General features: G+C 50.2%; 19 protein-coding genes. 13 read left to right on the top strand and 6 right to left on the bottom strand.

The genetic code is table 11. From position 1 onward, the window contains the following. Positions 1 to 135: 135 nt before the first annotated feature. From AC27IB_RS13950 to AC27IB_RS14000, 11 genes are all read left to right on the top strand, one after another. Entirely contained in the window at positions 136 to 2,829 is a 2,694-nt protein-coding gene (locus AC27IB_RS13950; protein ID WP_296043355.1) for a TonB-dependent receptor, read from the top strand. Between the two features lie 52 nt (positions 2,830 to 2,881). Next, positions 2,882 to 3,883, top strand: a complete 1,002-nt coding sequence (locus tag AC27IB_RS13955; RefSeq protein ID WP_487121634.1) for a purple acid phosphatase family protein — start codon at positions 2,882 to 2,884, stop codon at positions 3,881 to 3,883. Continuing rightward, positions 3,880 to 5,769 (top strand): phytase, encoded by a 1,890-nt coding sequence (locus AC27IB_RS13960; RefSeq protein WP_296043351.1) that lies wholly within the window; start codon positions 3,880 to 3,882, stop codon positions 5,767 to 5,769. The genes AC27IB_RS13955 and AC27IB_RS13960 overlap by 4 nt, the downstream gene beginning before the upstream one ends. Before the next feature lie 254 nt (positions 5,770 to 6,023). After that, entirely contained in the window at positions 6,024 to 6,389 is a 366-nt protein-coding gene (locus AC27IB_RS13965; RefSeq protein ID WP_296043349.1) for a response regulator, read from the top strand. Beyond that, the gene (locus tag AC27IB_RS13970) at positions 6,386 to 6,970 is read left to right on the top strand and encodes a chemotaxis protein CheC (RefSeq protein WP_296043347.1); all 585 of its coding nucleotides are present in this window, start codon (positions 6,386 to 6,388) and stop codon (positions 6,968 to 6,970) included. Before AC27IB_RS13965 ends, AC27IB_RS13970 begins: the two co-directional genes overlap by 4 nt. 6 nt (positions 6,971 to 6,976) lie before the next feature. After that, positions 6,977 to 8,284: a sensor histidine kinase gene (locus tag AC27IB_RS13975; protein ID WP_296043345.1), complete on the top strand. Its 1,308-nt coding sequence runs from the start codon at positions 6,977 to 6,979 to the stop codon at positions 8,282 to 8,284. 31 nt (positions 8,285 to 8,315) lie between these two features. After that, positions 8,316 to 8,849 carry a sigma-70 family RNA polymerase sigma factor gene (locus AC27IB_RS13980; protein ID WP_296043342.1) on the top strand — a complete coding sequence of 178 codons (534 nt, stop codon included), beginning with the start codon at positions 8,316 to 8,318 and terminating at the stop codon, positions 8,847 to 8,849. Continuing rightward, positions 8,846 to 9,553, top strand: a complete 708-nt coding sequence (locus AC27IB_RS13985; RefSeq protein ID WP_296043341.1) for an anti-sigma factor — start codon at positions 8,846 to 8,848, stop codon at positions 9,551 to 9,553. Before AC27IB_RS13980 ends, AC27IB_RS13985 begins: the two co-directional genes overlap by 4 nt. 165 nt (positions 9,554 to 9,718) lie before the next feature. Next, entirely contained in the window at positions 9,719 to 11,296 is a 1,578-nt protein-coding gene (locus AC27IB_RS13990; protein ID WP_296043339.1) for a DUF4331 domain-containing protein, read from the top strand. Between the two features lie 11 nt (positions 11,297 to 11,307). Further along, positions 11,308 to 11,805, top strand: coding sequence for an Ig-like domain-containing protein (locus tag AC27IB_RS13995; RefSeq protein WP_296043338.1), 498 nt, complete (start codon positions 11,308 to 11,310; stop codon positions 11,803 to 11,805). Positions 11,806 to 11,844: 39 nt separating this feature from the next. Further along, complete coding sequence (locus tag AC27IB_RS14000; protein WP_487121638.1) at positions 11,845 to 12,903, top strand: tetratricopeptide repeat protein; 1,059 nt, start codon at positions 11,845 to 11,847, stop codon at positions 12,901 to 12,903. Here AC27IB_RS14000 and AC27IB_RS14005 read toward each other — a convergent pair. Next, the gene (locus tag AC27IB_RS14005) at positions 12,900 to 13,919 is read right to left on the bottom strand and encodes an MBL fold metallo-hydrolase (RefSeq protein WP_296043336.1); all 1,020 of its coding nucleotides are present in this window, start codon (positions 13,917 to 13,919) and stop codon (positions 12,900 to 12,902) included. The two genes, AC27IB_RS14000 and AC27IB_RS14005, sit on opposite strands and share 4 nt — an antisense overlap. A 96-nt stretch (positions 13,920 to 14,015) precedes the next feature. On the opposite strand from AC27IB_RS14005, the gene AC27IB_RS14010 reads away from it, so the two are divergent. Beyond that, positions 14,016 to 16,367: a DNA polymerase II gene (locus AC27IB_RS14010; RefSeq protein WP_487121640.1), complete on the top strand. Its 2,352-nt coding sequence runs from the start codon at positions 14,016 to 14,018 to the stop codon at positions 16,365 to 16,367. Here AC27IB_RS14010 and scpC read toward each other — a convergent pair. The 4 genes from scpC to AC27IB_RS14030 form a co-directional block, all read right to left on the bottom strand. After that, positions 16,364 to 17,884, bottom strand: coding sequence for a succinyl-CoA:acetate CoA-transferase ScpC (gene scpC, locus AC27IB_RS14015; protein ID WP_487121642.1), 1,521 nt, complete (start codon positions 17,882 to 17,884; stop codon positions 16,364 to 16,366). The genes AC27IB_RS14010 and scpC overlap by 4 nt on opposite strands. A gap of 281 nt (positions 17,885 to 18,165) precedes the next feature. Beyond that, positions 18,166 to 19,776: a tryptophan halogenase family protein gene (locus AC27IB_RS14020; RefSeq protein WP_487121644.1), complete on the bottom strand. Its 1,611-nt coding sequence runs from the start codon at positions 19,774 to 19,776 to the stop codon at positions 18,166 to 18,168. 3 nt (positions 19,777 to 19,779) lie between these two features. Then, a complete protein-coding gene (locus tag AC27IB_RS14025) occupies positions 19,780 to 20,571 on the bottom strand; it encodes a hypothetical protein (protein WP_487121646.1) in 792 nt (263 codons plus the stop codon). Positions 20,572 to 20,661: 90 nt separating this feature from the next. Then, positions 20,662 to 23,643, bottom strand: a complete 2,982-nt coding sequence (locus AC27IB_RS14030) for a TonB-dependent receptor domain-containing protein (protein WP_487121648.1) — start codon at positions 23,641 to 23,643, stop codon at positions 20,662 to 20,664. 277 nt (positions 23,644 to 23,920) lie between these two features. Between AC27IB_RS14030 and AC27IB_RS14035 the strand changes: the two genes are divergently transcribed. Continuing rightward, a complete protein-coding gene (locus AC27IB_RS14035) occupies positions 23,921 to 24,628 on the top strand; it encodes a 2OG-Fe(II) oxygenase (protein ID WP_487121650.1) in 708 nt (235 codons plus the stop codon). Positions 24,629 to 24,685: 57 nt separating this feature from the next. On the opposite strand, the gene AC27IB_RS14040 is transcribed toward AC27IB_RS14035, so the two are convergent. Further along, positions 24,686 to 25,696 (bottom strand): glycosyltransferase family 2 protein, encoded by a 1,011-nt coding sequence (locus tag AC27IB_RS14040; RefSeq protein WP_487121652.1) that lies wholly within the window; start codon positions 25,694 to 25,696, stop codon positions 24,686 to 24,688. Positions 25,697 to 26,797 lie beyond the last annotated feature (1,101 nt).

Genomic DNA, 26,797 nt, shown 5'->3' on the forward strand with positions numbered 1-26,797 from the left:
CAGCGAGTTATAAAAAAGTGCTTTTTCAGGCAGTTCTGACTGTTATTCCAACGACACGGCCTTGGGTCGTCATCGATTTGTCATTTTTGCTTTTTACCGTAGCCGCCAACATACACACAACTTAAGAGAACACACATGAAGAATCGTTTTTCCAGCCTGGCGTTGGCGGTGAGTACCGTTTGTTGCTCGTTTGCTTCGGTCGCCGCAGATAATGCCGGCTTAATTGGCCAACTGACGAATGACGCCCAGGACCGCGTTTTTGCCGGGGCAAAAATTGAGATCACCGAGTTAGGCAAAGAAACTGTTTCCCGTCGTGACGGTACGTTTCGCTTCAGCAATCTGCCAGCCGGTCAATACACTCTGCTGGTAACCTACCTGGGCGCGGAGCCAGTGAGTCGCAAGATTACACTGACCGAAGGCGAAAACATCACACCGGTAATTACCCTGGAAGGTGCCAGCGAGTCACTGGAAGAAGTCATGGTTCGCGGACAGCGCGGCGGCCAGGCCAGCGCCATCAATCAACAGCGCATGGCCGACAATATCAAATCTATCGTTTCCGCCGATGCCATTGGTCAGTTCCCGGATCAAAACGCGGCTGAATCACTGCAACGCTTGCCGGGTCTGTCTATCGAACGCGACCAGGGGGAAGGTCGCTTTGTGGGCATTCGTGGTATCGATCCTAACCTCAATAACGTTACCATTAACGGTTTGAACGTGCCGTCACCAGAAGGTGGCGTTCGTTCGGTAGCTCTTGATGTTATTCCTTCTGAGCTGATTCAGACTCTGGAAGTCTCCAAGTCTGTAACGTCAGATATGGACGGTGACGCCATTGGTGGTTCGGTAGAAGTAAAATCAGTGAGTGCCTTCGACCGTAAGGGGCAAACCGCCAGCCTGTCTGGTCAGTTAAGCCAGAACGAATTACGTGATGAGATGAGCCCTAAACTGTCAGGTACCTATACTAACCTGTGGAACGATACGTTTGGTGTGGCTGCGGCACTGTCTTACCTAAAACGAGACTTTGGCTCTGACAATATCGAGTCAAACGCCGATGACGAAATTGAACAGCGTCATTACACCATTACCCGTGAACGTTTGGGCGCAGCGCTTAACCTCGACTACCGCCCGGATTTTAACAACGCCTATTTCCTGCGCTCCCTGTACAGCGAGTTTTCTGACCAAGAGTACCGTCAGCGCAATACTTTCGTGTTTGATGGCGAAGACTCAGAAGTTGAGCGGGAGTCCAAAGACCGTTATGAGGAGCAATCCATCCTCACCATCGCTGCCGGCGGTGAACATGTGCGAGGCGAGTGGACTTTCGATTATCAACTCGGTTACGCCAAGTCTGATGAAAGTGAGCCGGATGCACTTTACTACACTTTTATCACCGAAGATGACAGCATCGACGGTGATATGCAGCGCGTGATCCCCAGCATTACTTATGCAGATTCAGTCAACGACTTCAATAATTATGAAGTGGATGAGATCAGCTTTGAAGATAACTACACCAAAGATACTGAAAACAGTATTAAAGCGAACCTGAGCAAAACCTTTGCCCAGGACCCCTACCTCAGCGAAATTAAAGCCGGTGTTAAGTACCGCACCCGAACCAAAACGGTCGACAGCAACATCTACATTTACGACGGTGACTTTGACGGTATGGATGCCTCGCAATTCGCCACCAGCGACGCAGACTGGGGACTCGGTGACTTTGGACCAGGCCTAAACCGCAGCGCAATGCGCACCTATTTCAATCAGAACCGCAGCTCACTGGAGCTGGCCGATCTTGACTCAGAATTAGAGTCAAACGGTGCGTCCTACGAAACTAACGAAGACATTTTTGCCGCCTACTTTATGGGCACCTTCGATATTAACGATGTGCACATTGTGGCTGGTGTGCGTTATGAGAAAACCGATTTCGATACCGCCGGCATGCGCGTTGAGCTGATTGAAGATGAGCAAAATGACGTGGAAGATGTGGTTAACACGCCGTGGCAGTCTGAGCGTAGTTACGACCACTTCCTGCCGAGCATAAACGTTAAGTACAATATCTCGGAAAAACTGATTGTGCGTGGCGCTTTCACTCAAACCATTTCCCGCCCGGGTTTTGAAGAATCGGCCGCTTTCCAGATTATTGAAAGCAAAACCGAAGAAGACGATGGCGTGTTCGTAACCGAGCGTGAAGCCGAAGTCGGCAACCCGCAACTGCTGCCTTATGAGTCAGATAACTTCGACCTGTCGGTGGAATACTATCCTGGCCAGATTGGCGTATTGTCGGCCGGCTTGTTCTACAAGCAAATCGACAACTTCGTCATATACGCCGATGTAGCAGGCATGCAGGGCTGGGAAGGCTACGATGAGGTTATTCAGCCACGTAATGGTGAAACCGCCGACCTCACCGGTTTAGAGCTTTCCTGGGTTAAAGCCTTTGATAACGGCCTGCTGCTTTCTGCTAACGGGACGTTCTCGTCTTCTGATGCCACCACGCTGCTGGACGGTGAAGAATACAAAACCAGCTTGCCTAACCAGTCTGACACCGTTGGTAACCTGACCGTAGGTTACGAAGACAACGACTGGAGCCTGCGCCTGGCGATGACCTACAAGAGCAAGAACCTGGAAGAAATCGACGGTGACATGCTGCGTATGGAAGACGCCCACCAGCAGTTCGATTTTATGGGTAAATACTATATCAACCAGGATCTGACCGTGTATTTCAACGCCATCAATATTAACGATGAGCCTTATTATCACTACTTCGACCGTCGGAGCCAGAATGCCCAGTACGAAGAGTACGGCCGTACTTTCGAAATTGGTTTTAACTGGCAGCTCTAAGCGCTATCGGCAATAAGGCGGGCTGATGCCCGCCTGAATCTTAAGGTTTTCAATGAAACTCATACAATTACTCACGCTCACCACATTGCTTTGCGCGCCACTGACACTAGCTCAGTCTGCTCAGCAGGAAGTCTTTGGTGAGCACTATTACCAGACCCATCAGATCCAGTCTTCACTCACCGAGAGCGGTGATGATTATTCGTTTCTGGTGGTCGGCGACTGGGGCCGCAACGGCCACTTTGCTCAGCGCAGCGTAGCAAAATGGATGGATATTGCGGCTTATCAGTTCGATGCTGAGATGATCATTTCCACCGGGGATAATTTTTACGACAACGGCGTAGCTTCGGTTAATGATCCGTACTGGCAGTCTTCCTATGAAACCATTTATCACGGCCCGCACCTGTTTATCGACTGGTATGTGGTATTAGGCAATCACGATTACCGCGGCAACTGGCAGGCGCAAATCGATTACTCTGCCGTTAGCCGTCGCTGGCATATGCCTGCCCAGTATTTTGACAAGCTCATCACACTGGAAGAAGGCGGTACGGTGCATCTGGTCTTTTTGGATACCAGCCCGCTGAATCCGGACTATCAGCACGAAGCCAAATATCAGGAAACCCAGCGTCAGGATAGCAAAGCGCAACTGGCGTGGTTTGAGCAAACTCTGCAGCGCAATACCGACGCTGACTGGACCATAGTGATTGGCCACCACCCACTGTATTCCAGCGGCAAGCGTTATGGTAAAACCAGCGCGGTGCGCGGGGTGATAGAGCCACTGCTGGAAGAGTATGAGGTGGATGCCTACATCGCCGGTCACGAGCATGATCTGCAACATAACAAACCAGCCGGCAGCCGTGTGGAACACTTTGTGTCTGGCGGCGGCTCTGAGATCCGCCCGGTAGCACAGCGCGAATTTACCGCGTTTGCCCAATCATCCGCCGGCTTTGCCGTAGTGCGGGTTAATCAACAACAGTTCACCCTTGAATTCATTAATGATAAGGGCGAAGTCATTTACCAGTATGTACTGGATAAAAGCAGGGAGTCAGCCCAATGAAAACCCTTAAATTTACTTTGGGACTGATTGCCAGCCTGACGCTGTGCGGCTGCACTGCCAGCGAACCGAGAGGCACGCAAACATCAGAGCCAGCAACATCACTGACTCTGCGTGCAATGCCTGTAGCAGGGGAAAGCCTGAAGCCTGTGGTCATCGGTACATTCCAGGGTTATCTGGTAACCAGCGAAGCAGAAGGCCTAATCTGGGTTTCACCTGAAGGTCAGCCAATCAATCAGTTTAGCGGCCATATCGCTCAGGCAGACTGGCGTGTACTGCCCGGTTCAGACAACTTAATTGCCATTGCCGCCATCGACCAGAATTCTTCAGCCCTGCACCTGGTTACGCTCAATACCACCACCGGTGAATTCCACTTGCAGGCGTCTGAGGCTTCTGAGATTGCCGACCGCGAAACTCTGTGCCTGAGCCTCCAGGATGACGCTCTGCATTTATTCAGTTCAGATGCCCGCGGGCTGATGTCTCATTACCTGGTGATGACTGAGACAAACTGGCAACTCAGTCCAATCCGGCAAATGCTGGTAGGCCCAAACCTGTCCTCCTGCGCGGTGACGGACCAGAGCAATACGCTGCTGATTGCTGAAGAGACCACCGGCATCTGGCACTACAGTGGCAATGCGGAGGGTGAAAATACCCGCACCCTCGACTATTTCCCCAGCGGCCCGGAAATCGAATCCGTGGCAGCGCTGGACGATGGCCGCTATTTTGTGGTGGCAACCGACGAGCCACTGTTGTATCAACGTGGTCAGCGCCATCGCCAATGGCCATTGGCGGCCGAGCGCGAGCTTAAATCGGTCAGTGCTGCGGTGGCAGGCGATACGCTTTACATTGGTGCTTTCGATGAAGCCAGCGGCGAATTGCTCGCCGCTGCACTCAGCAATGAAGCGCCTTCAATCAGCACCGCAGATAAGGTATACACGCTGAACGCCGACGTGCAAACCACACCGGTCAACCGTTATGGCGATGCCGCTGACGATCCGGCCATCTGGGTAAACCGGCTTAATCCTGCGGCCAGCCTGGTATTGGGCACCGATAAAAAATACGGGCTGAATGTTTATTCGCTCAGCGGTGAGCAGTTGCAATCATTGCCTGCCGGGCGGGTAAACAATGTGGATGTGCGCTATCAGATAGACACGCCCGACGGCAAACAGGATATTGCCGTTGCCAGCAATCGCTCATCACAAACGTTATCGGTGTATTACATCTCGGCAACCGGCACGGTGACTCACCAAGCTGAATTACCGACCAGCCTGTCGGATGTGTACGGTTTATGTAACGGTGTAGTCGACGGTCAGTTACATACCTTTATTAACGACACCGACGGTCGCTACCAGCAATATGCTTTCACTTTCACTGAAGATGGCCCTTCCGCAGCACTTATCAGCGAATTTAGTCTGCCCAGTCAGCCCGAGGGGTGTGTGGTTGATGATGTAAACCAAATACTCTTTATGGGTGAAGAAGCGGCTGGCATCTGGCAGAAATCACTGTCTCAACCACTCAGCACGCCACGTCAAATTACGTCGATTGGACAAGGTGTTGAAGCCGACATTGAAGGTATGGGGATTTACCGCCTCGACGGTGAACGCTTCCTGGTGGCCTCCAGTCAGGGTAACAACCGGTTTGCCGTTTATGCTCTGGACGACGGAAACCGTCTGCTCGGAACCTTCCGGGTGGGTATCAACAGTGCCCAACAGATTGATGGTGTATCAGAAACGGATGGCCTCGAAGTGACATCACTGGCGCTTGGCCCGCAGTTTCCTGACGGCCTCATGGTGGTACAGGATGGCCGTAACGTTATGCCAGGCGCACCGCAAAATTTTAAGCTGATCAATGGCAGCAAACTGGCCGCGTTTATTCGCCAGCAGCGCTAACCCCGCCAATCCGGCTCTTCATGAGCCGGATCCTTTGGTTCTTTCACGCCCACTTCACTTATTATCCTGAATACTTAAGTATCAGATTAGATAAACACCCCGTCATTTCACCCCGCAAAATAACTAATAGTCACATTTGTCACTTATTTAACGTTCGAAAATGGCATTTTAAGCGATATATAAATGACAACTTCAGACTTGCAGGATTGTAAAAATGGCAAATACTTATATGAAACCGGAAGTCGGAGTCCTTTATGAGTTTAACAGTATTGGTGGCAGATGATTCAAAGCTCTCCAGACGCAGCGTCGTGCGGGCGTTGCCACCCGAGCTTGAAACCACGGTCATTGAAGCCGCCAATGGAAAAGAAGCCATCGAGATCTTGTCCGGTACATCGGTGCAATTGGTTTTGCTTGATTTGACCATGCCAGAAATTGATGGTGTTGGCGTGCTTGAATACCTTTCTGAGCAGCCTTCATCACCGGATGTAATTGTTATCAGTGCCGATTTCCAGCCGGAGAAACAGCGCATAGTGATGTCGCTGGGCGCCAAACGGTTTTTACGTAAACCACTGGATAAGGAAGAGTTGGCAATGACCTTATTTGAGTTGGGTTATCTATGAACGATGCCATTGCCCTGTCTGAAGACCAGCGGGATGCCTTACAGGAACTGATGAACATTTCCATGGGTCAGGCGGCCAATAGTCTGGCTCATTTAATCGAAACCAAGATAGGAATTTCGATTCCAAACATTACCGCCGTTACCCCCGCAGGGCTATATGATTTAGTCAGTCACAATCAACAGGCTTACTACACCCGTCAGTCTTTTATGGGCGATATTCATGGTGAGGTGATGTCCATTCTTACCCGCCATGGATTGGCAGAAGTGGCTGAATTGCTCGAATATGAACAGCCTCTTTCAGAGAACGACATAAACGAGACGATTCTGGAGCTTTCCAACATTCTTGCCGGGGCTTGTCTGGCCGGGCTGTCTGAACAGTTAGAATTAGCCACCAACCTGCAGATGCCAACCTTATTCGCACCGCAAAAAAGTGACTTTTCACAATACGACTGGCAACACAGCCTGATAATGGAAGTAAAGTTCGACATTCAAATTTCATCGTTCACCATGCGCGTGGTGTTTTGTCTGGACGATGCTTCATTGACGCGGCTAAAATCGACGCTCGACGAGTTACTGGGCTAGTCCTTTATGAATAACCCGTTGCTGGATAAACTGCCAGTTGGAATTTGTCTGGTAAATGAAGCGTATGAAATTGTCTCTTTGAACGCATTTTTTCTCGACCGCATGCCGGTTGAACTCCGGGGGGATGCCTTAGGCAAACCCTTGGCCGATGTGTTTCCCGAGCAAATTAAGTTTCTTAAGCGGCGCATAAAATCGGTTTTTATTCTTAAACATCCCAGTTTTAGCTATTGGGAACAGCGTCCGCACATCTTTCCTTTCAAGAGCAGTCGCCCGATTACCGGCGAAGAAACCCAGATGGTACAAAATATGGAAATTGTACCCCATAAAGATGCCGAAACCGGCCAGCAGTACGCCTGCATTCTGATTCAGGATGTCACCGCTCAGGCCAGTTATTTTAAAGCCCAGGCCCAGCTCGCCGAAGCATTAAAAACAGAACATGAAGCCCAGCGTAAACTCATTCGCAAGCTCGACAGAGCCCAGTCACAGCTTATTCAGGCAGAAAAAATGGCCTCCACCGGTCAGCTTGCCGCTGGCATTGCGCACGAAATTAACAACCCCATGGGTTTTGTAACGGCCAATTTAAATACGCTGGAACAGTACGCACAAAATTTGCTGGAAACCTGTCAGGCGACCAAAAAGCTGGTTGCCAGTCATGCACCAGAGCATATTGAAGCACTGGAAGATCTGTTTGATGCTTCCCATGTAGAGCTTATCGAAGAAGATATGGGCCCGCTGATCAAGGAGTCTAAGGATGGCCTGAAGCGGGTCAGTGAAATTGTGTCTACGCTGCGCTCTTTTGCCGAGGAACCCCAGCACTCCTGGGGCTACCTGAACTTACAGGAAACGGCGAACCAGCTGGTACAACTTATCAGCACGCAATTCAAACGGCCTAAATACAAAGTAACCTGTGAGCCTGAACAGCTAAAATGGTACTGTGAGTCTGCCAGCCTGAAACAGGCACTCACCAATCTGATGATGAATGCGGCCCAGTCGATCAACGATACCGGTCTGGTTATGCTCGATATCCGACAAACCACCAGCGGTATAGCCATCAAAATAGTGGATACCGGCTGCGGTATCAAAGAAGGCCACCTGAAGCGGGTCTTTGAACCCTTTTTCACCACCCGCCCGGAAGGAAAAGGCCAGGGTCTTGGCCTCTCGGTGGCCTATTCCGCCATCGAAAAACACAAAGGCAAACTGGTGATTAATAGCCGAGAAGGAAAAGGCACGGTTATCGAGGTACGCCTGCCATTACTTAAAGAAGCAAAAGAAGAGGATAAAACTGCATCCGATCCGAGTACTGAATCGTTATAAGCCAAACAGGCTCACAAATATTGAGGAAACAATGGAACAGGAAACCTTATTACCTTTGTTGTGTGGAACAGCTCAGGGACAAAAACAAGACTTTGCAAAGCTCTATAAAATCACCAGCGGGCAGGTCTATGCCGTGGTACTGAAGATGTTGCAGAACAGCGCTCTTGCCGAGGAAGCCACGCAGGATGCCTATATAAAAGTCTGGCACAATGCAGCCAGTTATCAGCGCGGTAAGGGAACCGTACTCACCTGGATCATCAGCATTGCCCGCTATCGGGCGCTGGATCTGATGCGCCACCATAAGGTCAGAAAAGAAACCTCACTGGACGACGATGACACCCACCCTTATGAAAGCACGCATATTGCTGCCAGTGAGCTGGATCATCCGAAGTTAAGTGAATGCATGGATGAGCTGGATAATCAGCAACGTCAGGCAATTCATCTGGCCTACTTTAACGGTCTGTCGCATCAGGAAGTTGTTGATCACCTGGCGTCGCCATTAGGCACTATTAAGAGCTGGATCCGCCGGGGCCTGCAAAGTTTACAAAGGTGTTTGTCGGTATGAATTATAAAAACGAAACGTTACGCAACGCGCTGGCTGCAGAATACGTATTGGGCACGTTGCGTGGTGGCGCCCGCCGGCGCTACCAACAATTGATGATGGAAAGCCAGTTAATTACCGAGACAACCTGGATGTGGGAGCAGTACCTTAACGGACTGGGCCAGAACGTACAACCGGTAGAGCCACCAGCAACCGTTTGGCAGACCATCGAGCGTCAGTTGGGGTTCGCTGGCGACACCGCCACCAGTAATGTGGTGAATCTGCCTGTGGCGAAATCATCAAAACCCGTTATCTGGCAAGCGATTGCCGGGCTGGCTACGGCAGCAGCCATTATACTGGCCGTTGTACTCATGCCGGCTACGCCGCCGGTCAAAGCGCCGGTTACCGATATTGCGGTTGTCACTGATGCAGAAGCCAAGCCGCTGTGGTTAATAGAAATCAGTACTTCTACTCTGGCGGTCAGAAGTACCGCAAATCTTACCGCCAGAACCGACAAAGACTTCGAGCTGTGGATGGTACCTGCCGATGGCGGCGCACCGATTTCACTGGGCCTGCTACCAGAAGGCGGCCAGTTGGCTATCAGCCGTCCGGACTGGTTTGATTTAGGCGACATCGCCGCCCTGGCGGTTAGCCTTGAACCGAATGGCGGTTCGCCAACCGGCTCACCAACCGAAGTCCTTTATATCGCACCAATCAGCGCAGTCTAACCTGCCTGCACAATGGCCTCCAACCGGAGGCCATTATTTTTTCTCCTGTCCTGAAACCAGCTCAAATAAAATAAAATCTAACTTTTATTTATTTTTAAATTATTTTGCATCCACTGCCCCGGGTTAATCGTTTGGCTTAATACACCAACAAAAAGGGGTAACACCATGCAAAAATTAATACTCTCAGTAATGATCGGCAGCGCACTGGCTGCAACAACTGCACAGGCATCCAGCCACCGTGAAGCGCCCAGCATTGCGCGCGCACCGGCTCTGGACAGTACCGATTTCTATGCGTTTAACAGCTATGAAAGCGGCCGCGAAGGCTACGTAACACTAATTGCTAACTACATCCCGTTACAGGATGCTTACGGCGGACCGAATTACTTTGCTATGGATCCGGCTGCTGAATATGCCATCCACATTGATAACGATGGCGACGCCATGGAAGACATCAGTTTTGCCTTAAAATTCACGCCCATGCTGGCTGCGGATAACCAGGGCGTTGCCCTGACCGTCGGACCGGAAGGCAATCAGCGCAGCGTAAAAGTGCCGCTTAAGAATGTTGGTCCGGTCAGTGCCGAAGACATGAGTGCGGTTAACTTTTCTGAGCACTACTCGCTCGAGATGGTTGAGGGCAATATGCGCTCCGGCACCCGAACCGAAATAATGCCGATGGATGCCATGTACTTTGCTAAACCGCTCGATTACATCGGCAATAAAACCTTCACCAGCACCACCGAATATCAGCGTTATGCCGACCAGTATGTCTATGATGTGATGCTGCCTGGCTGCGAGATGCCGGCCAGGGTATTTGTTGGCCAGCGTAAAGACCCTTTCGTGGTTAATTTGGGCAAAACGTTTGATTTGGTCAACTATGTACCGGTTGAGGGTGACAGCATGCCGGGCGCAGGCGATGGTAACGGTTTTCCGGGCGGCATAACGCAGTCAGACGGTAATGATGATCTGGCTGACAAGAACGTCACCAGTATTGCTATTGAAGTACCCGCGAGCTGTGTAACCGGTGACGGGAACGGCACTATTGGTGCCTGGACCACCGCCAGCCTGCCACAGGCCAGAATACTGAATCCAAATGCCTCCTTTAGCAAACCCGAGGTACAGGGCGGCGCGATGACGCAGGTATCACGCCTGGGCAATCCGCTGGTCAACGAACTGGTGATTGGTATTGGTGATAAAGATAAATTTTCGTCATCACATCCAGCGGATGATGGTCAATTCGCTGATTACGTCACGCACCCGGCACTGCCTGAACTGCTGAACATTCTGTTTCGCGACGCGGTCAACTCCACATTGGGTACAGACATAGCGACCCTGGCCCCTACCAACTTCCCGCGTACCGACCTGGTAACCGCGTTTTTAACCGGCTTCCCGGGGGTTAACCAACTGGCGACCGTAACGCCATCTGAGATGCTGCGTTTAAATACGGCTATACCGGCAACCCCGGCGGCTGATCAATCCTGGGCTGGAGTGGCTGGTGATGATCTGGCGGGCTTCCCGAACGGCCGTCGCCCCGGCGATGACGTGGTTGATATCGCTCTGCGGGTGGTAATGGGCCGTCTGTGTTACCCCATCCCCGTTAACGGTGAAGACACTGATTTAGGATTATGCGACAGCAGCGATGCCAGTGTTGGCAATGTGCCTTTTACTGACGGCGCACCGCTTGATGCCAGCATGATGGACAGCAGCTTTCCGTATCTGGCAACCCCTCTGCCTGGCTCAGAATAAAGGAGGTCGTAATGAATAAGTTCATACCAGTATGTGCCCTGAGTATCGTGATGACAGGTTGTTTTGACAGTAACGACAACAAAGACCGCTATGACGATATCAACCAGGCACCCGTGGCCAACGATCTGGATATTATCACCCAGACCGAAACACCGGTCACCGACATGTTAAGTGCCACCGATGCCGACGGTGACGGACTGACTTACGCACTTTCTGCCGAGCCGTCACTGGGCACGGTTAGCGTGGCGGGTAACGGCGAGTTTACTTACACGCCCAATGCGGAAGTCACCGGCACCGATAGCTTTTCGTTTACGGTTTCCGATGGCACCGCTTTTGCTGTAACCGGTAACGTAACGATTGCCATTGAAGCCCTTGAAGTAGGGGTCTCCACAGCAGTGCGTTCTGCGTTTAACCAAAACGCTGGTGATACACCGCTGGCGGTAAATGGTCGGCTCTATATTCAGGATACAACCAATCCTGCTGAGTTTGACGATTTACTTAACAATTAAACCGCAAGCCAGGGATGGCGACCTTTAAGGAGCAGTGATATGAAACGTATTTTCCCCATCAGTCTGACACTTACCGGTTTACTTACCGCCTCGGTAGTTACCTTTATCGCGCTGGCCCTGATTGGTGTAAAGCAAGCGGTTGCCCACACTTATCATAGCCATAAGCCGGTCAAACCGGTGACCATGACCGCCGCACAGATGAGCGAGCTGGTAAACCAGAGCACTCACCCTGACTTTAATGAACAGGAGCTGGCACCGGTCATGGCAACGCTTAAGACGCTGGCTGAAGCTGAGCGGATTACTCATCAGGAGCGGCTGGTTTACGCCCGGCTCCTGCAGCATCAGCACAACTTCGCCGCCGCCTTAAAAGAACTCGATACGCTGCTAACAGAACGCCCTAACCAGCCTGCTGCGTTGTTACTACGAGCGAATGTCCAGCTCAATCAGGGCGAGCCTGCCCTGGCAAGGCAAACCTGCTTACAACTCATGGGCACAACATCGGAGTTGGTCATGGCCACCTGTTTACTGGAGGCGACCATGCAACTATCGCCGTCGACTCAGTATTACTCGCAGTTGCTCAATATCAGTGAGAAGTTTCCTGCCGCTTCCAAAGACGTAGCGCTGTGGGTTAATGAGGTACTGGCTGACCTGGCATTATTTGCCGGTGAGCCCGCCATTGCCATTAGCCATATTGAACAACAACCCGACAGCGAATGGCCCATCAGCAGTTGGGTGGCGTGGTCGAAAGCCAAACTGGCATTGCAGCAAGGCGAAGATATTCTGGCCCGGCTGTCACCCAAAATAGCCAACAATCCGGCCCCGAACGACAGCGCTTTACTGTATCTGGCTCTTGCCGAACAGCAAACCGGCGCCGGGGAAAAGTGGACTACAGAGATGGCCGAGCGGGTGTTGGTTCGCGAACAGCGCGGCGACACTACTCATGCCGCCGAAGTGGCGCTTTATTACCTGCACCTTGCCGCTGAGCCTCAACAAGCGCTGCACTGGGCCAACATTAACTGGCAACAGGCCAAGTCATTTAATGACGAACAGTTGCTTAGCAAAATTCGTCGGCTAACCGGTAGTGCAATAGACGGTTAATTGGTTTCACAGGCCTGGTAACGATATACGCCCTGCTCATCGAGCGAGCGTGTTACCCGGCCTGCTTTTACCAGATGGTTGAGGTGAGCGAGACCTTCTGCCAGGGCAAAAAATAACATCTGGCCGGTTAAGGTTCGTCGATAAAGCTTTGGTAAACAACTCTGTAAGGATTGCGGTGTTGCACAATGCTTTAACAGGCGGTCCAGCAATTTAAGATGATGGCTGGTGAGTTCATCACAGCGAGTAGGGAGCCCGGTATACGGCTGGTTGTGAGCAGGTAGCACCAGAGTATCTGCGGGCAACTGTTTGAGTTGCTGCAGGCTATACAGATAATCCGTTAACGGCTCGGCCTCCGGCTCGCGGCTATAGACGCCGATATTAGGCGATATATAAGGCAATATCTGGTCGCCGCCGATTAGCAATCTGGCCTCGGCGTCGAACAAACAAACGTGCTCCGGCGAGTGACCACCATAAGTAAGAATCTGCCATTGCCGGTTGCCAATGGTCAGTGACTTACCCGCTTGCAGGCGCTGGTAAGCCAGGGGAATTGGGGCAACAGACTCTGCATAGCGACTGTGATCGCTCACATAGCTCTCTGCCTCGGCCTGACTTAGACCCGCCCTGACAAAATAATCTACTTCTACCGACGTATCCGCGCCAGGATTAGGTGAGAAATAAGCAATTGCCCCGTAATATTCCAGCGCACTCATATAGAGCGGCACTTTGAACTGCTGACACAACCACCCTGCCAGCCCGCAATGATCCGGGTGCATATGGGTAGCTATAACGCCGGCAACCGGTTTATTCAGGGCGTTTAACACCTGTTGCCAGATTGTCTTGCTATGCTCGCTTTGCACACCGGTATCCACGATATAAAGGCCTTCATCGGCTTCCAGCAGGTACAGGTTGATATGGTCGAGAGCAAACGGTAGCGGCATGCGAAGCCAGTAAACGCCGGCGGCGACCTTGCAAAAACTGCCCGAGGCTGGTATCGAATGGGTACTTGGCGTTATCATTAGGACTACAACATTAAACAAATCTGCGTTTACTATACCATTGCCATTTCATGACTTCTGCCACTGTGCGTTAAATTTACCGGGCTGTACTATAAAATGACGACCACGTTAACCGGTCAGGGCATGGTGCTGACCGCCCGGGTAGTGCCAACCGGTTCACAGCAAACCCTCGAAATTTGGCTGGCCACCGAAAACGGGCCGGTTAAATTGATCACGCCGGTGCAACCGGCAACCTGTTTTACAGAACAAACTGCGGTCGGCACTATCACCGCTATTAGCCAGGCTCAGCAATTAAGGGCGAGCCTTAAAGCCCTGCCTCTTAGCACCTTCGAGCACGAGCCGGTGAGTGTGGTTAAATGCCCCCAGGACCGGCAACTGCATATCCTTCGGCGCCACTGTGAAGAACAAGGCGCGACGCTCTTCGAGGCGGATATCAAAACCCCGGATCGCTTTTTTATGGAGCGGTTCATAACCAGCGGTGTGCACTATCAGGGCGTTGCTCAGCAGCACGACAACACAGTGACCGAGGCCCGCTTAAAGCCATCGGCCTATCGCTGCGATCTGAGCGCCTTTTCCTTTGATATAGAATGCGACGAACATGGCCATTTATATTCCATCGGCATCGCCTCCCCTGCATTAAATGTTGTGCTGATGATCGGCGAGCCTGAAGACGCTAAGGTGCCTTTCGAAATAGTCTGGTGCGCTGACGAAACGGCGTTGTTAACGCATTTTATCGGGCTCATTCAGCACCACGATCCCGACTTACTGATTGGCTGGAATATTAAACAATTCGACCTGCCGGTTTTACATGATGCAGCGACCCGCTGCGGCGTTAAGCTTGCGCTCGGGCGTCATCGCAGCAAGGTGGATATTAAAGTATTCGAGGATAACCGGGCTTTGGTGGATGTCCCGGGACGGGCCATAATTGATGGCATTGAAGGACTGAAAACCATGACCTTTCAGTTCGACTCTTTTGCCCTGGATAACGTTGCCAGCGAATTACTGGGGAAGCGCAAGCTCATCGAAGATCCCGACAAACTCGGGGCAATTAAGCACCTGTTTAAGCATGATAAGCTCGCTTTAGCCAAATATAACTTTGAAGACTGCGTGCTGGTGAATGACATTGCTGAACAGGTACGGCTGATTGATTTTCTGATTTTGCGCAGTGAACTAACCGGCCTGCGCCTGGGTCGCCCCGGTGGTTCGGTTGCCTCATTTGTCAATTTATACCTGCCGAAGTTACACCGGGCGGGCTACATATCGCCGAATCGTCCGGCCGACGGCGGCCTGGCCAGCCCCGGTGGTTATGTGATGAGCTCCAAGCCCGGACTCTATCAGAATGTACTGGTACTGGACTTTAAGAGCCTGTATCCCTCGATTATCCGGACGTTTAAAATCGATCCGCTGGGTCTGGTAGAAGGGCTTAAGTCACCCGAAACCGCCATTCCCGGCTTTAAAGGTGCCAGCTTTCACCGTAGCCAGCACTTTCTGCCCGACATAATTACCAACCTCTGGCAGCAGCGCGACGAAGCCAAGCGCCAACAGGATAAACCCCGCTCCCAGGCCATCAAAATTCTTATGAATTCCTTTTACGGGGTGCTTGGCAGTGGTGGCTGCCCTTTTTACGATCCGCGCCTTGCCAGCTCCATTACCATGCGTGGCCATGAAATTATGCAGCTGACCGCCGAGTGGATCAAAGCATCGGGTTATGACGTGATCTACGGCGATACCGACTCCACTTTTGTACACATTGCTGATGACGTATCCGCAGAGCAAGCGTGGGACATTGGTAAACAATTAGAACAGGACATTAACCAACGCTGGCAGCAACGCATTCGCGAGGAGTTTGATCTAACCTGCGAGCTGGAAATTGAGTTTGAAACCCACTACGAGCGTTTTTTTATGCCCACGATTCGCGGCTCTGAAGCGGGTAGCAAAAAACGCTACGCCGGTTTAATTCGCCGTGAGGGTAAAACTGAACTGGTGTTTAAGGGGCTGGAAAATGTGCGTTCAGACTGGACCCAACTGGCTAAAGACTTTCAGATGGAGCTATATACCCGCATATTCAACGATCAGCCGGTCGACGATTATGTGATGCGAATCATTAGCGGCATCAAACAGGGTGAATTTGACGAGGGGCTCATATACACCAAGCAGTTACGCAAACCCTTAAAGGAATACACCAAAACGGCACCGCCTCATGTTAAAGCCGCGCGCCATGCCGATGAAGAAAATGCCCGTTCAGGTAAACCGTTGCGCTACCAGAAACGCACTAAAATTCGTTACGTAATGACCACCACAGGCCCGCAGGTGGTTGAATATTGCCGCCAGCCGCTGGATTACGACCACTACATAGAAAAGCAAATCAGGCCAATCGCCGACAGTATACTGCCAGCCATTGGCGGGGATTTTGAGTCACTGGCCGGCCAGCAACTCGGGCTTTTTTAGGCTGGGTGCACAGAGCCGGTTTGTTCAAACCGCTCATGCCAACTCAACGCTTCGTTAAGTAAATGCGGGGTATGCATACCCCGGCCACTGGCACAGGCGCGCTCATAATAATCGAGTAACTGATCTCTAAAGTCAGGATGGGCGCAATGATTAATGATGACTCGCGCCCGCTGACGGGGCGATAGCCCTCTTAAGTCCGCCAACCCTTGTTCAGTCACTACCACTTTTACGTCATGCTCGGTGTGATCCACATGGGAAACCATAGGCACTATGGCCGAGATAGCGCCATTTTTAGCGGTGGATGGCGTCATGAAAATTGACAGATAGCCATTGCGGGCAAAGTCGCCCGAGCCACCAATGCCGTTCATCATACGCGTGCCCATTACATGGGTGGAGTTCACGTTACCGTAGATGTCAGCCTCAATCAGACCATTCATAGCAATAATCCCCAGGCGCCGAGCGATCTCCGGGTGATTACTGATGTCCTGCTGGCGCAGAATGATTTTTTCACGGTAAAAGTCGATATTCTCATTCAACTCAACCAACGCATCCGGGCTCAATGAGAATGCGGTTGCTGAAGCCACCGATAAGGTGCCGCTTTTGAGCATTTGCAACATACCATCCTGAATCACTTCGGTGTAAGCCGATAGGTTTTTATAGCCGCCATTATCCAGACCGCTGAGTACCGCGTTGGGTATATTGCCTACCCCGGACTGCAGCGGTAACAGGTTAGCCGGTAAACGGCCCTTGTTAATCTCGTGCTCAAAGAACTCCAGAATATTGGCGGCAATTTGCTCTGATACTGCATCAGGCGGCGAGAACGGACTGTTGCGATCCGGCGCTGAAGTTTCAACCACAGCGACAATTTTGTCTTTAGGAATATCCAGATACTGGCTGCCAATGCGATCGGCAGGCTCATTAAGCAAAATGGGTTTGCGATGTGGCAGTAAAGCCGTGCCATAATAAATATCGTGCATGCCTTCAAGCTTGAGGCTCTGCTGACTATTCACCTCCAGGATAATTTTATCGGCCTGCTCTACCCAGGTTTTGTTATTTCCTACCGATGAAGACGGAATAATACGGCCATCTTCGTGAATGCCTGCGACTTCGATAACAGCCACATTCAGATCGCCCAAAAAGCCAGACCAGGCATACTGAGACACTTCAGACAGATGCAAATCGATATAGTGCATCTGACCGCTGTTAATCTGTTGACGGCAAATGGGATCCGACTGATACGGTAAGCGCAGATTAATTCCCTCGGCATCGGCCAGCACACCATCCAGCTCCGGGGCCGTGGAGGCGCCGGTCCATAAATTAATTTTGAACGTTTTTTTCAGATCGCGTTGAATCTGAGCTTTATTCACCAATGCTCCGGGCAGAGCTTTGGGGTAACCCGCTCCGGTAAAACCACTCATACCGACGGTATCACCGTCCTGGATAAAATCGGCAGCCTGTTCGGCGGTCATGATTTTTTGTTGTAATTCAGGGCACAGAATTCTGGAATGAGAAAACATGAAAGCTCCATACTGAGCAGAAAAGGAAAAGAACGCACCAGAGTGTGAAAAAGGTGCGTTTAAGTGCGGCAGGACAGCCGCAAAAACTGACACTTTATAGACTTAACCAAAAGTATATATAAGACCTAGGTGGTAGATATCACGGGAGTTGTAGCAATTTGGTTAAAGGCAAAAACAAGGCGGATGTATATTGTGAAAAATTGGCAAAACCATTCTTTAAGCGTTTGATTTTAAGGCTTATCACTATTAGAAATAACATATACTCACTGTTGGGCGGCGATTTAAGCCACCCAACCATGAGGTGTATTGGCCGTTTGATACATCGCTTTACCCACCCTTTGTTCCAGCCAAATCGCGTGAGGCGGTAAGCCCTGGCGGGCCGCTTTCAGGCGCATCAGGATCTCCTGATTCATACTGACAGGTTTACCCGTATTGCCAAACTTTTGCCGGTAATGGTCAGCGGCGAAGTGCATGCCGTATAAAATGCACTCGTAACTTTCGTGATTCCATAGTCCCGCCGTATCAGTAATAACTCTGCCGTTGAAACGGGCAGCATGATCCATTCCTGGCAGCATCTGATCTTCAAAATCAGATGGCGAAGGCGGTTTATGTTTCCAGTAATCCAGCTTGGCCTGTAAACGCGGATTAATGTGTTCAGGTTGTTGAACAGCCTGCCAAAAAGCCGTGTCGGTACGCTGAGTTAAGCAATAATGCATATTGATGAAATCGAGGATCTCATAGTAGCGATTGCTCATCAGGCGATTGTAGCGATCGGCTAACACGGTCATATCGTCGGCACTGTGTGGGAAATGTTCGGCCAGCATGACCGCCCCCATATCAGCCAGAAACAGCCCGGTAGATTCCAGCGGTTCAATAAAACCACCACTTAAGCCAATGGCAATGCAATTGTTTACCCAGTGCCGTTTGCGATGACCCACTTTAAAATCGACAAAGCGTGGCGACAGGTTTTCAGTATTGGGGCCCTGATAAGCCCTTAACTCTCGTTCGGCCGCTTCTTTAGAAATAAACTGACTGGCATGGACATAGCCCACTGAGCGCTGATTGGCCATAGGGATGTCCCATATCCAGCCATTCGACACGGCTGTAGCCGTGGTATAGGGTCGCACCATCCCCGGGTAATGCGTGTCGTAAGGGACATGCATGGTCACTGCCCTGTCGCACAAGAGATATTGTGACAACGACACAAAGGGCTCAGCCAGGGTCTTTTCCATCAGTAAGGCTTTAAAGCCGGTGCAATCAACGTATAAATCCGCCTGCACCGACTGACCATTATCCAGTGCCACCGACTGAATGTGACCATTGGCAGCTGTTTTTACCTCACCTATATTGGCCCGGGTATGCGTTACTCCTCTGGCAACCGAAATATCGCGCAGGTAATCGGCAAATTTTTGCGCATTCATATGATACGCATATTTCAGAGGGGTACTGACGCCGGGCTTTATGACTTTAGGGGCCAGCCCCCACTCGCAAATTAGCGGCTGCGTAGAGCAGGTGTCCATAAAGGGAATGGAACGATCGCTTTTGAGCCAGTTTATTCCCGCAAAGTCGACCGGTTGGACGCGCATACTGGTAAAAGGGTGATGATAAAAGGTGTTGTTATTGTGCACCCAGTTTACGTATTTTATAGACTGCTTGAAGGAAGCATCGGTAGCACGCATAAACTCAATTTCGTCGATACCGATAACACTCAGCAAATGCCGGATGGATGGCACCGTTGCTTCGCCCACTGAAATGCGCGGGATATCCGGCGACTCGACCAGCTCAATGCTGACATTTTGCTGCTGGCCCCGGGCGTTAAGTATACTGTGTAGGTAGGCCGCAGCCATCCAGCCTGCCGAGCCGCCTCCGATTATCGCAAGTCGTTTAGTCATTGCTTAGTTATACCCCAGAATCTGACGTAAACCCGGTGCGGCAAAGTCAACCAGCTGACGCTGAGCCGGCGGCAATATTGCCGGGATCTCGTAACTGACCTCTTTAAGGTTTTCTCTGGCGGTGCCGCTTTGTTTGCGGTCGGCGCCGGTTGCCACACGTTGTTGCCAGTCATCAGGCAACTCGTTAATGCCCAGCACCGACAGTAAATCGGTAAAGTAGGCTTGTGCCCGTTTACTGTTCAGATCGTTGAGGTGGCTGATCAAGTCTTCATAGCGCACCAGTTTTATCCCGGTACCCAGCCAGGCTACACCGTTGTGGGTAAAGATATCTTTTAAGTCCGGCACCCGCTGATGAATACCAAAAATCATCATATTGAGTATTTCCTCAATATTCAGCTTGCCCGATTTGAGGTGATCCAGCTGCGCCTGAAAGGTATCCGACAAAAAGAACCGGGCGCGGGCCAGTACCCAGTCGTAGGGGTCGCGGACAATTAATACCTGTTTAACCGTACTGAGCGCCAACGCAGACTGATCGGAAAATAGCAGGTGCCCCCAGCTTAACTTTGGGCTGGCCGGATCAAACGCCGCCATGTTTTTTGGCAACGTAGGAAATTGAATAAAATCGTTGTGGTATTGCTGCTCAACCGGCACAAACATACGGAATATATTGCGTAACAGATGAGTGCCACATTTAGGCACCGAATTTAAAAACACCCCTTGTTGCAATGGGGTTTGTTCGTAATCGGCATTTAATTCATTGAGGTTATCGCTTTTCGCGTAAATTCGAGGATTCATTATTATCTTTTGTAGCGAACTATGCGGTTATACATAACATAAAAGAAAGCCGGCTAACACTGTCAGCCGGCTTTCTGCGTTAAGTAATGCTTAGAACTGGTATGTAGCGTTCAGGAAGATACGGCGTCCGTACCAGTCATACTGACTGTAGAACGCAGAATTACCTTCGGTGTTTAGCTCACCCAGATTCAATGTAGTCACCCGAGGTGGCTTCTTATCGAATGCATTAGACACACCCAGAGTGGTTTTCAGGCCATCTTCTGCAAAGTCATAAGTGAATGAGAAAGCGTGATACATAACACTGTCTGAAGCCAGTACTACGTCAACCTCATCACCACGAACCGTGGCAGTGTAGTCGCCCGAGCGCTGGAAGTAGCTGTCGACATTCGACACGGCGCCAATGTAGTTAACCCGCCAGTTTACTGACCAGTTGTTACGGTCGAAGCGCAAGTTATAGTTAGCTACGTGTTTAGGATCACCAAACTCACCGTTGGTGTCGATAACAGTATCTTCGAACAAGCCTTGTCTGGCTTCTTTCTGGAAGGTGTGCTGCATATCAAAGGTCACTTCACCGTAACCCACATCCACGTTGTAGTTTAACGCGATGTCATAACCACGGTTGCTTTGTTCAGCAACGTTGATAAAGCTATCGCGGATTTCGGTGATGCGGTTATCTACCGGATCACGATCGAACTGACTACAGATAGGATCGGTTGGGAAGAAGTCTGAGTTATAACAGCGGCTAACGATGTTGGCCGCACCGATTTGAGTAACTTCCCCTTCAATTAAGAAGTCAAAGTAATCGATCGACACGCTTAAGTCAGCAAATTCTGGCGTCCACACCAAACCCAGGGTTTTAGCCACGGACGTTTCAGGTTCAAGTACACCAAAGCCACCGCCAGTTACCGTGGTTGCCGAGATCGCGCCACCGGTAAAGTCGGAAGGAATGCCATCTGCCGCACAGTTATCGGCAAGAGCCTGTGAAATACTGCCGTCGGTCAGGTTATTACCCCAGTTAACACAAGGATCGACTGAGCGCTGCCCAAGGAAGCCGGTTTGATCGGCCAGATACAGTTCAAACAACGCAGGTGAACGGAAAGACGTACCCCGTGACGCACGAATACGGAACTGATCATCAATCTGCCAGTTAACACCAATTTTGAACGTGGTATCGTCGCCTGACGATTTCACATCGGTATAACGGGCTGATAACTCCAAGTCGATAAACTGAGCCAGGAATACATCACTGATAACCGGAATATTCAGCTCGGTAAAGACCGCTTTGGTCTCGTCACTACCAGAGGTAATGCCAGCCGCTGAAGAGCCCCAGGTATTTTGTGCCAGGGTTGCTTCTCCCGGTGTATCCTTAATGCGGTCTTTCTGGAAGCTCGCACCGAATACTGCACCGACTTCACCTGCCGGTAATTCAAATACCGGACCGGATACAAAACCTTCAAAGGTTTGTTGGGTATACTTGGTGTTACCCACTTCGTAACCAAACATAAAGTCGCGGACTTGCTGAGAGATATTACCTGCCAGCAGTTGCGGATCCAACCATGGAATATCAACACAATCCACGCCACGAACTGATGTGGTAGTACCGGCACAAGAGCCAGACAGGAAGTTCTGATCGCTGATCGCGTCATCATAAATGATGTCGCCGCCGTAGTCGCCATCACTGTTACTGTATTGATAGCTGACATCGTAGTACCAATCGGTACCGGCAATATCACCAGTAATACCGGCAACATAGCGCTGATATTCAACGGTAATCTTGTCGTCTGCGTGATCGGTAATCGCCGTAGGGCTTAACCACTGAGAACCTCTCCAGCCTTCGCTTAGTGGATTGCCGGCAAAGAAGTTTTCATTGTAAATGTAGCTCCAGTACTGACGATAACCATTAGACTCGGTAGTACGACGATTTAATAATGCTTCGGCATACAGTTGAGTGTGGTCATTCAGTTCATACTCAGCCTGACCAAACAGGGTAATTTTTTCTGTTTCAGGAATAAGTGAAGAGGTATCCTGGAACGGGTGGTCGGCGTTAGACACGGCATCAGATGCATCGTCGTAGTTTACCGGGAACCATCCTGGAGGCGTTCTCATGTTGTTTGGGTTACCCGGGATTGGATTGAATCCAGGGATATACTGACCAAGATCACCATCGTAGTCGTACTGGGCTTTGGCACCACTAGGCACGTTGTCGGTAGCGCCGCCATCCTGGTAGTCATAAAGCCAAACGTGGCCCCATAACAAATCATTACAGTGGTACTTGCCGGTACGAGGATCGATATTGTCGGCTCGCTGTCCGGTAGCTGGATCAAAAACGTAGCGCTCGCCACAGTTAAAGTAGTCGCGATCGCCTTTGGCTAATTCGCGGTCTAACTGATAATCGGCTGTCAGACTAAAGAAGCCTTTATCGAGCGCCTTGCCATAAGTACCGCTGATACGATATTGCTCACCACCGCTCTCTGTGGGCTGTGATGCAAAGACGTCAAACTGACCGCCAGTATCTTTTTTAGTGATGATATTTACAACACCAGCTACAGCGTCTGAACCGTAAACTGACGATGCACCATCTTTAAGGATTTCAACACGCTGAATGGTAGAAATAGGCAGTGTGTTAAAGTCGAAAGAACTTACACCACCACGGGTACCCGCAGGTCCGGCACGACGACCGTTTAATAATACCAATGTGCGGTTAGCACCAAGGCCACGTAATGAAAGTGTTTGTGAGCCAGCACCACCATTGGTGTTAAACGCAATGGATGATGCAGCAGTTACCTGGGGCGAACCCGCGGCAACCGTAGATGCTTGCAGTAATGAACCGATAGAGGTTACCCCCTGATCGATTGCCATATCAGCATCAATGATGTCGACCGGTCGCGCTTCATCGAATCCACCTGAGCGGATACGAGAACCGGTAACGGTAATTTTTTCTGTTACTTCTTCTGCTTCGTCTGCTGTCGTTAAATCGGCTTCTTGTGCAAAAGCCATTTGAGGTGCTAATAACGCACCAATTATTAACGCTAATGGCTTGCGCCGAATTAGCGAATTATTGTTTTTTGTCATTGAAAAAACTCCGAAAGAATCCCTGTTATATACACGGCTAAGGCAACAAGCGCGTGTAGAAGCTGTGTTTTATTATTAAGATCACAGCTACCCACCGGCACTATATTCTGATTACCCGGAAATTGCAGTTCGGAAATTAGACTTTAGGATAAATGACGATATTGTGAGATAACTTGGCAGCTCAGACAGATTTTTATATAGTTTTAACCAGCCAGTTAGTAAAAATTGAAGCTGAGATCCTGGCTGATAGCGATAATTACCAATTACAGGAAGCACCTTGCAGATTACTTTTCATCCCGACATCAACGTTGCAGCAATAAATGCAGAATACCAGCACGATAAGCGCGTAAGAGTACAAAGTTTAATTCCCATGGTTCAGGCTGAGCAGATCTACACTAGTCTTAGCAAAGAAACGCCTTACAGCCTGGCGCTGCTCCGCAATGGCCGGCCAACAACACTGGCTGATAACGAGTGGAAGCAATTACCCGCAGATCAAAAACAAAGTATTCATACTGAAACTATGCAAAATGCGGCTAAGGGGGTCGGTTTTATTTATGGCAGGTATCAGCTGTCTAATCAGCGTGAGTCCATTCCTAACCTGGCAGCACTGCATCAGTGGTTAAACAGCGAAGACGTGTTGGATTGGGCGCGTAAAATGAGTGGCCATCAGGATATTGTTGCCGCCAGTGCCCAGGCTACCCGTTACACGCCGGGCCAGTTCTTAACTCGTCATATGGATACCCACAGCACCGAGCAACGCCGGCTTGCTTATGTGTTGAGCTTCTCGCCAAACTGGCATCCTGACTGGGGCGGGCTATTACAGTTTTACGAAAAAAACGGTACACCAAGAGATGCCTGGGCGCCTGGTTTCAACAGCTTAAGTATTTTCGATGTGGAACACATTCATAGTGTTACTTACATCACGCCATTTTCGTTAACGCCGAGACTATCAGTGACCGGTTGGTTCAGAGCAACACCACTGTAGGAATTGGTATCAGTTGCCGGTTAATACCGGCAATTATCTGGCTTTTTGATAGCAGCTTCAGGCCTGTCTGCTATGGGTGCGCTGCTGATACTCTTCAACGGCCTCGGTCACTTCATCAAGGGTGACATTGCGCAATATTTTGTTTATTACAACTGATTCACTGGATGGCGCACTGCGGATATTATTCAGCACATCAAAGAAACGCTGCATCACGCCATCTCTGGCGCGGAGCAGTATACCTTCAGTTTCCAATGGCCGTAGCCTGTCTGCTACTGACTTCTGGTAGCTAGCCAGGGCTTGTGAAGGAAACTCAATATACTCAAACGTTTTCTTATTCTCGAAGCCAGCGCGATTACTCTTAAACTGAGATATCTGGCTCTTGCCACGCCCGACTACACCTCTGTCCAAACTGACAATATACTCTAACTGACTGCGATATTTTCTGTGCATAATAAATGCGTTAGGCGCTAACTTTTCTTCTGCCGCCAGCGAATGGAAACGATTGGAGGGGACGAAGGGTCTCAAAGAGGATTCCAGCCTGACGAGAGCATTATCCAATATATTATGTGGGTTGAGCAGACCGGGAGTAATGAACGACTTATAGACGGATTTTAACTGCCGCGCTGGCTGCACACTAACCTGCTCACTAATTGCTGAGGAAAAAGGCTCATGGTCAAACACTCTATTCGCCCATTGAAAACTTAGTACATCAAAATAGGGCGCAGAGCGGATAAATTCACTAATAGATGTATTGAGATCATAGGGCACCCAAAACTCATCAATATCCAAAAACATAACGTGATCAAAACCTTCGTTTTTAGCTTGACGAAAAGCACTACGATAGACTTCTATTTGTGGCTTAGCTTTAGAGTTTTCGAATATACCATCGGCATTTATAAAGTTAACGGGATCAGCTTTAAACACTTCAGCGACTTCAAGGGTATTATCATTGCAGCCGTTATAATGTACATCAATAGCAGCAAAACCGAAGTACAGATGATGGCAAATCCACTCTGGTAAGTAAGCGGCTTCGTTTTTGGCTATTGCTACCAGTTTAACCTTAGGCACCGCACTTTGCTGCTGATACAGTCGTCGGTAAAGAGGGTATTTGAGCGCTGCAATCCGCGACTGAATAACGTATAAAACCGTACTTAACTTCATATTTCCTGGTACTAACGTCCCTTTATTATTAAGTTCGCACTATACGTTTTATTATTCCTCCGGGGTAGAGGCTGTTCTTTGTTTTTATGCGCGCTTGATGCGGTGCGTTTTTTAACTCTACGGTTGTACGAAGGGGGATCCCGGATAAGCACTGCGTGCTTTCCGGGATGACGGTGTTGTTTGGGTGATAGCTACAGTGCTTTTTTTAACTCTACGGTTGCACGAAGGGGGTCCCGGATAAGTACTGCGTACTTTCCGGGATGACGGTGTTGTTTGGGTGATAGCTACAGTGCTTTTTTTAACTCTACGGTTGTACCAAGGAGATCCCGGATAAGTACTGCGTACTTTCCGGGATGACGTTCTTTCTTTTATTAGCGCTGTATTCGGTGCGCTTTTTAACTCTACGGTTGCACGATGGGGGTCCCGGATAAGCACTGCGTGCTTTCCGGGATGACGTTCTTTCTTTTATTAGCGCTGTATTCGGTGCGTTTTTTAACTCTACGGTTGGACGAGGGAGATCCCGGATAAGTACTGCGTACTTTCCGGGATGACGGTTCTTTGTTTTATTAGCGCTGTATTCGGTGCGCTTTTTAACTCTACGGTTGTACGATGGCGGTCCCGGATAAGCACTGCGTGCTTTCCGGGATGACGTTCTTTCTTTTATTAGCGCTGTATTCGGTGCGTTTTTTAACTCTACGGTTGGACGAAGGGGGATCCCGGATAAGCACTGCGTGCTTTCCGGGATGACGGTTCTTTGTTTTATCAGCGTGATATTGATAGTGCAGAAACGAAAAGAAGCCCACTCAATGAGTGGGCTTCTTTTCTTTATTGGGAGCCCCGTAGCCGGCGCGGGGACAGTGTTCTACTCTCACATGGGGTGAAGAACGGTGCTTCGTAGAAGCATGACGAATGCCAGTGGCATTCGACAAGTGATGAACGCGAGGCATGGATGGCGAGCTGGATGCCCGCTACAGGGACGTATCACCAAAGGACGCTGTTCGAAGAACT

It is taken from the genome of Alteromonas sp. 4NH20-0104, assembly GCF_057547795.1.

Bases quoted from the DNA above. Each gene is read 5' to 3' on its own strand.
- AC27IB_RS13950 (WP_296043355.1), top strand. From the start codon at position 136: ATGAAGAATCGTTTTTCCAGCCTGGCGTTGGCGGTGAGTACCGTTTGT.
- AC27IB_RS13955 (WP_487121634.1), top strand. From the start codon at position 2,882: ATGAAACTCATACAATTACTCACGCTCACCACATTGCTTTGCGCGCCA.
- AC27IB_RS13960 (WP_296043351.1), top strand. From the start codon at position 3,880: ATGAAAACCCTTAAATTTACTTTGGGACTGATTGCCAGCCTGACGCTG.
- AC27IB_RS13965 (WP_296043349.1), top strand. From the start codon at position 6,024: ATGAGTTTAACAGTATTGGTGGCAGATGATTCAAAGCTCTCCAGACGC.
- AC27IB_RS13970 (WP_296043347.1), top strand. From the start codon at position 6,386: ATGAACGATGCCATTGCCCTGTCTGAAGACCAGCGGGATGCCTTACAG.
- AC27IB_RS13975 (WP_296043345.1), top strand. From the start codon at position 6,977: ATGAATAACCCGTTGCTGGATAAACTGCCAGTTGGAATTTGTCTGGTA.
- AC27IB_RS13980 (WP_296043342.1), top strand. From the start codon at position 8,316: ATGGAACAGGAAACCTTATTACCTTTGTTGTGTGGAACAGCTCAGGGA.
- AC27IB_RS13985 (WP_296043341.1), top strand. From the start codon at position 8,846: ATGAATTATAAAAACGAAACGTTACGCAACGCGCTGGCTGCAGAATAC.
- AC27IB_RS13990 (WP_296043339.1), top strand. From the start codon at position 9,719: ATGCAAAAATTAATACTCTCAGTAATGATCGGCAGCGCACTGGCTGCA.
- AC27IB_RS13995 (WP_296043338.1), top strand. From the start codon at position 11,308: ATGAATAAGTTCATACCAGTATGTGCCCTGAGTATCGTGATGACAGGT.
- AC27IB_RS14000 (WP_487121638.1), top strand. From the start codon at position 11,845: ATGAAACGTATTTTCCCCATCAGTCTGACACTTACCGGTTTACTTACC.
- AC27IB_RS14005 (WP_296043336.1), bottom strand. From the start codon at position 13,919: ATGATAACGCCAAGTACCCATTCGATACCAGCCTCGGGCAGTTTTTGC.
- AC27IB_RS14010 (WP_487121640.1), top strand. From the start codon at position 14,016: ATGACGACCACGTTAACCGGTCAGGGCATGGTGCTGACCGCCCGGGTA.
- scpC (WP_487121642.1), bottom strand. From the start codon at position 17,884: ATGTTTTCTCATTCCAGAATTCTGTGCCCTGAATTACAACAAAAAATC.
- AC27IB_RS14020 (WP_487121644.1), bottom strand. From the start codon at position 19,776: ATGACTAAACGACTTGCGATAATCGGAGGCGGCTCGGCAGGCTGGATG.
- AC27IB_RS14025 (WP_487121646.1), bottom strand. From the start codon at position 20,571: ATGAATCCTCGAATTTACGCGAAAAGCGATAACCTCAATGAATTAAAT.
- AC27IB_RS14030 (WP_487121648.1), bottom strand. From the start codon at position 23,643: ATGACAAAAAACAATAATTCGCTAATTCGGCGCAAGCCATTAGCGTTA.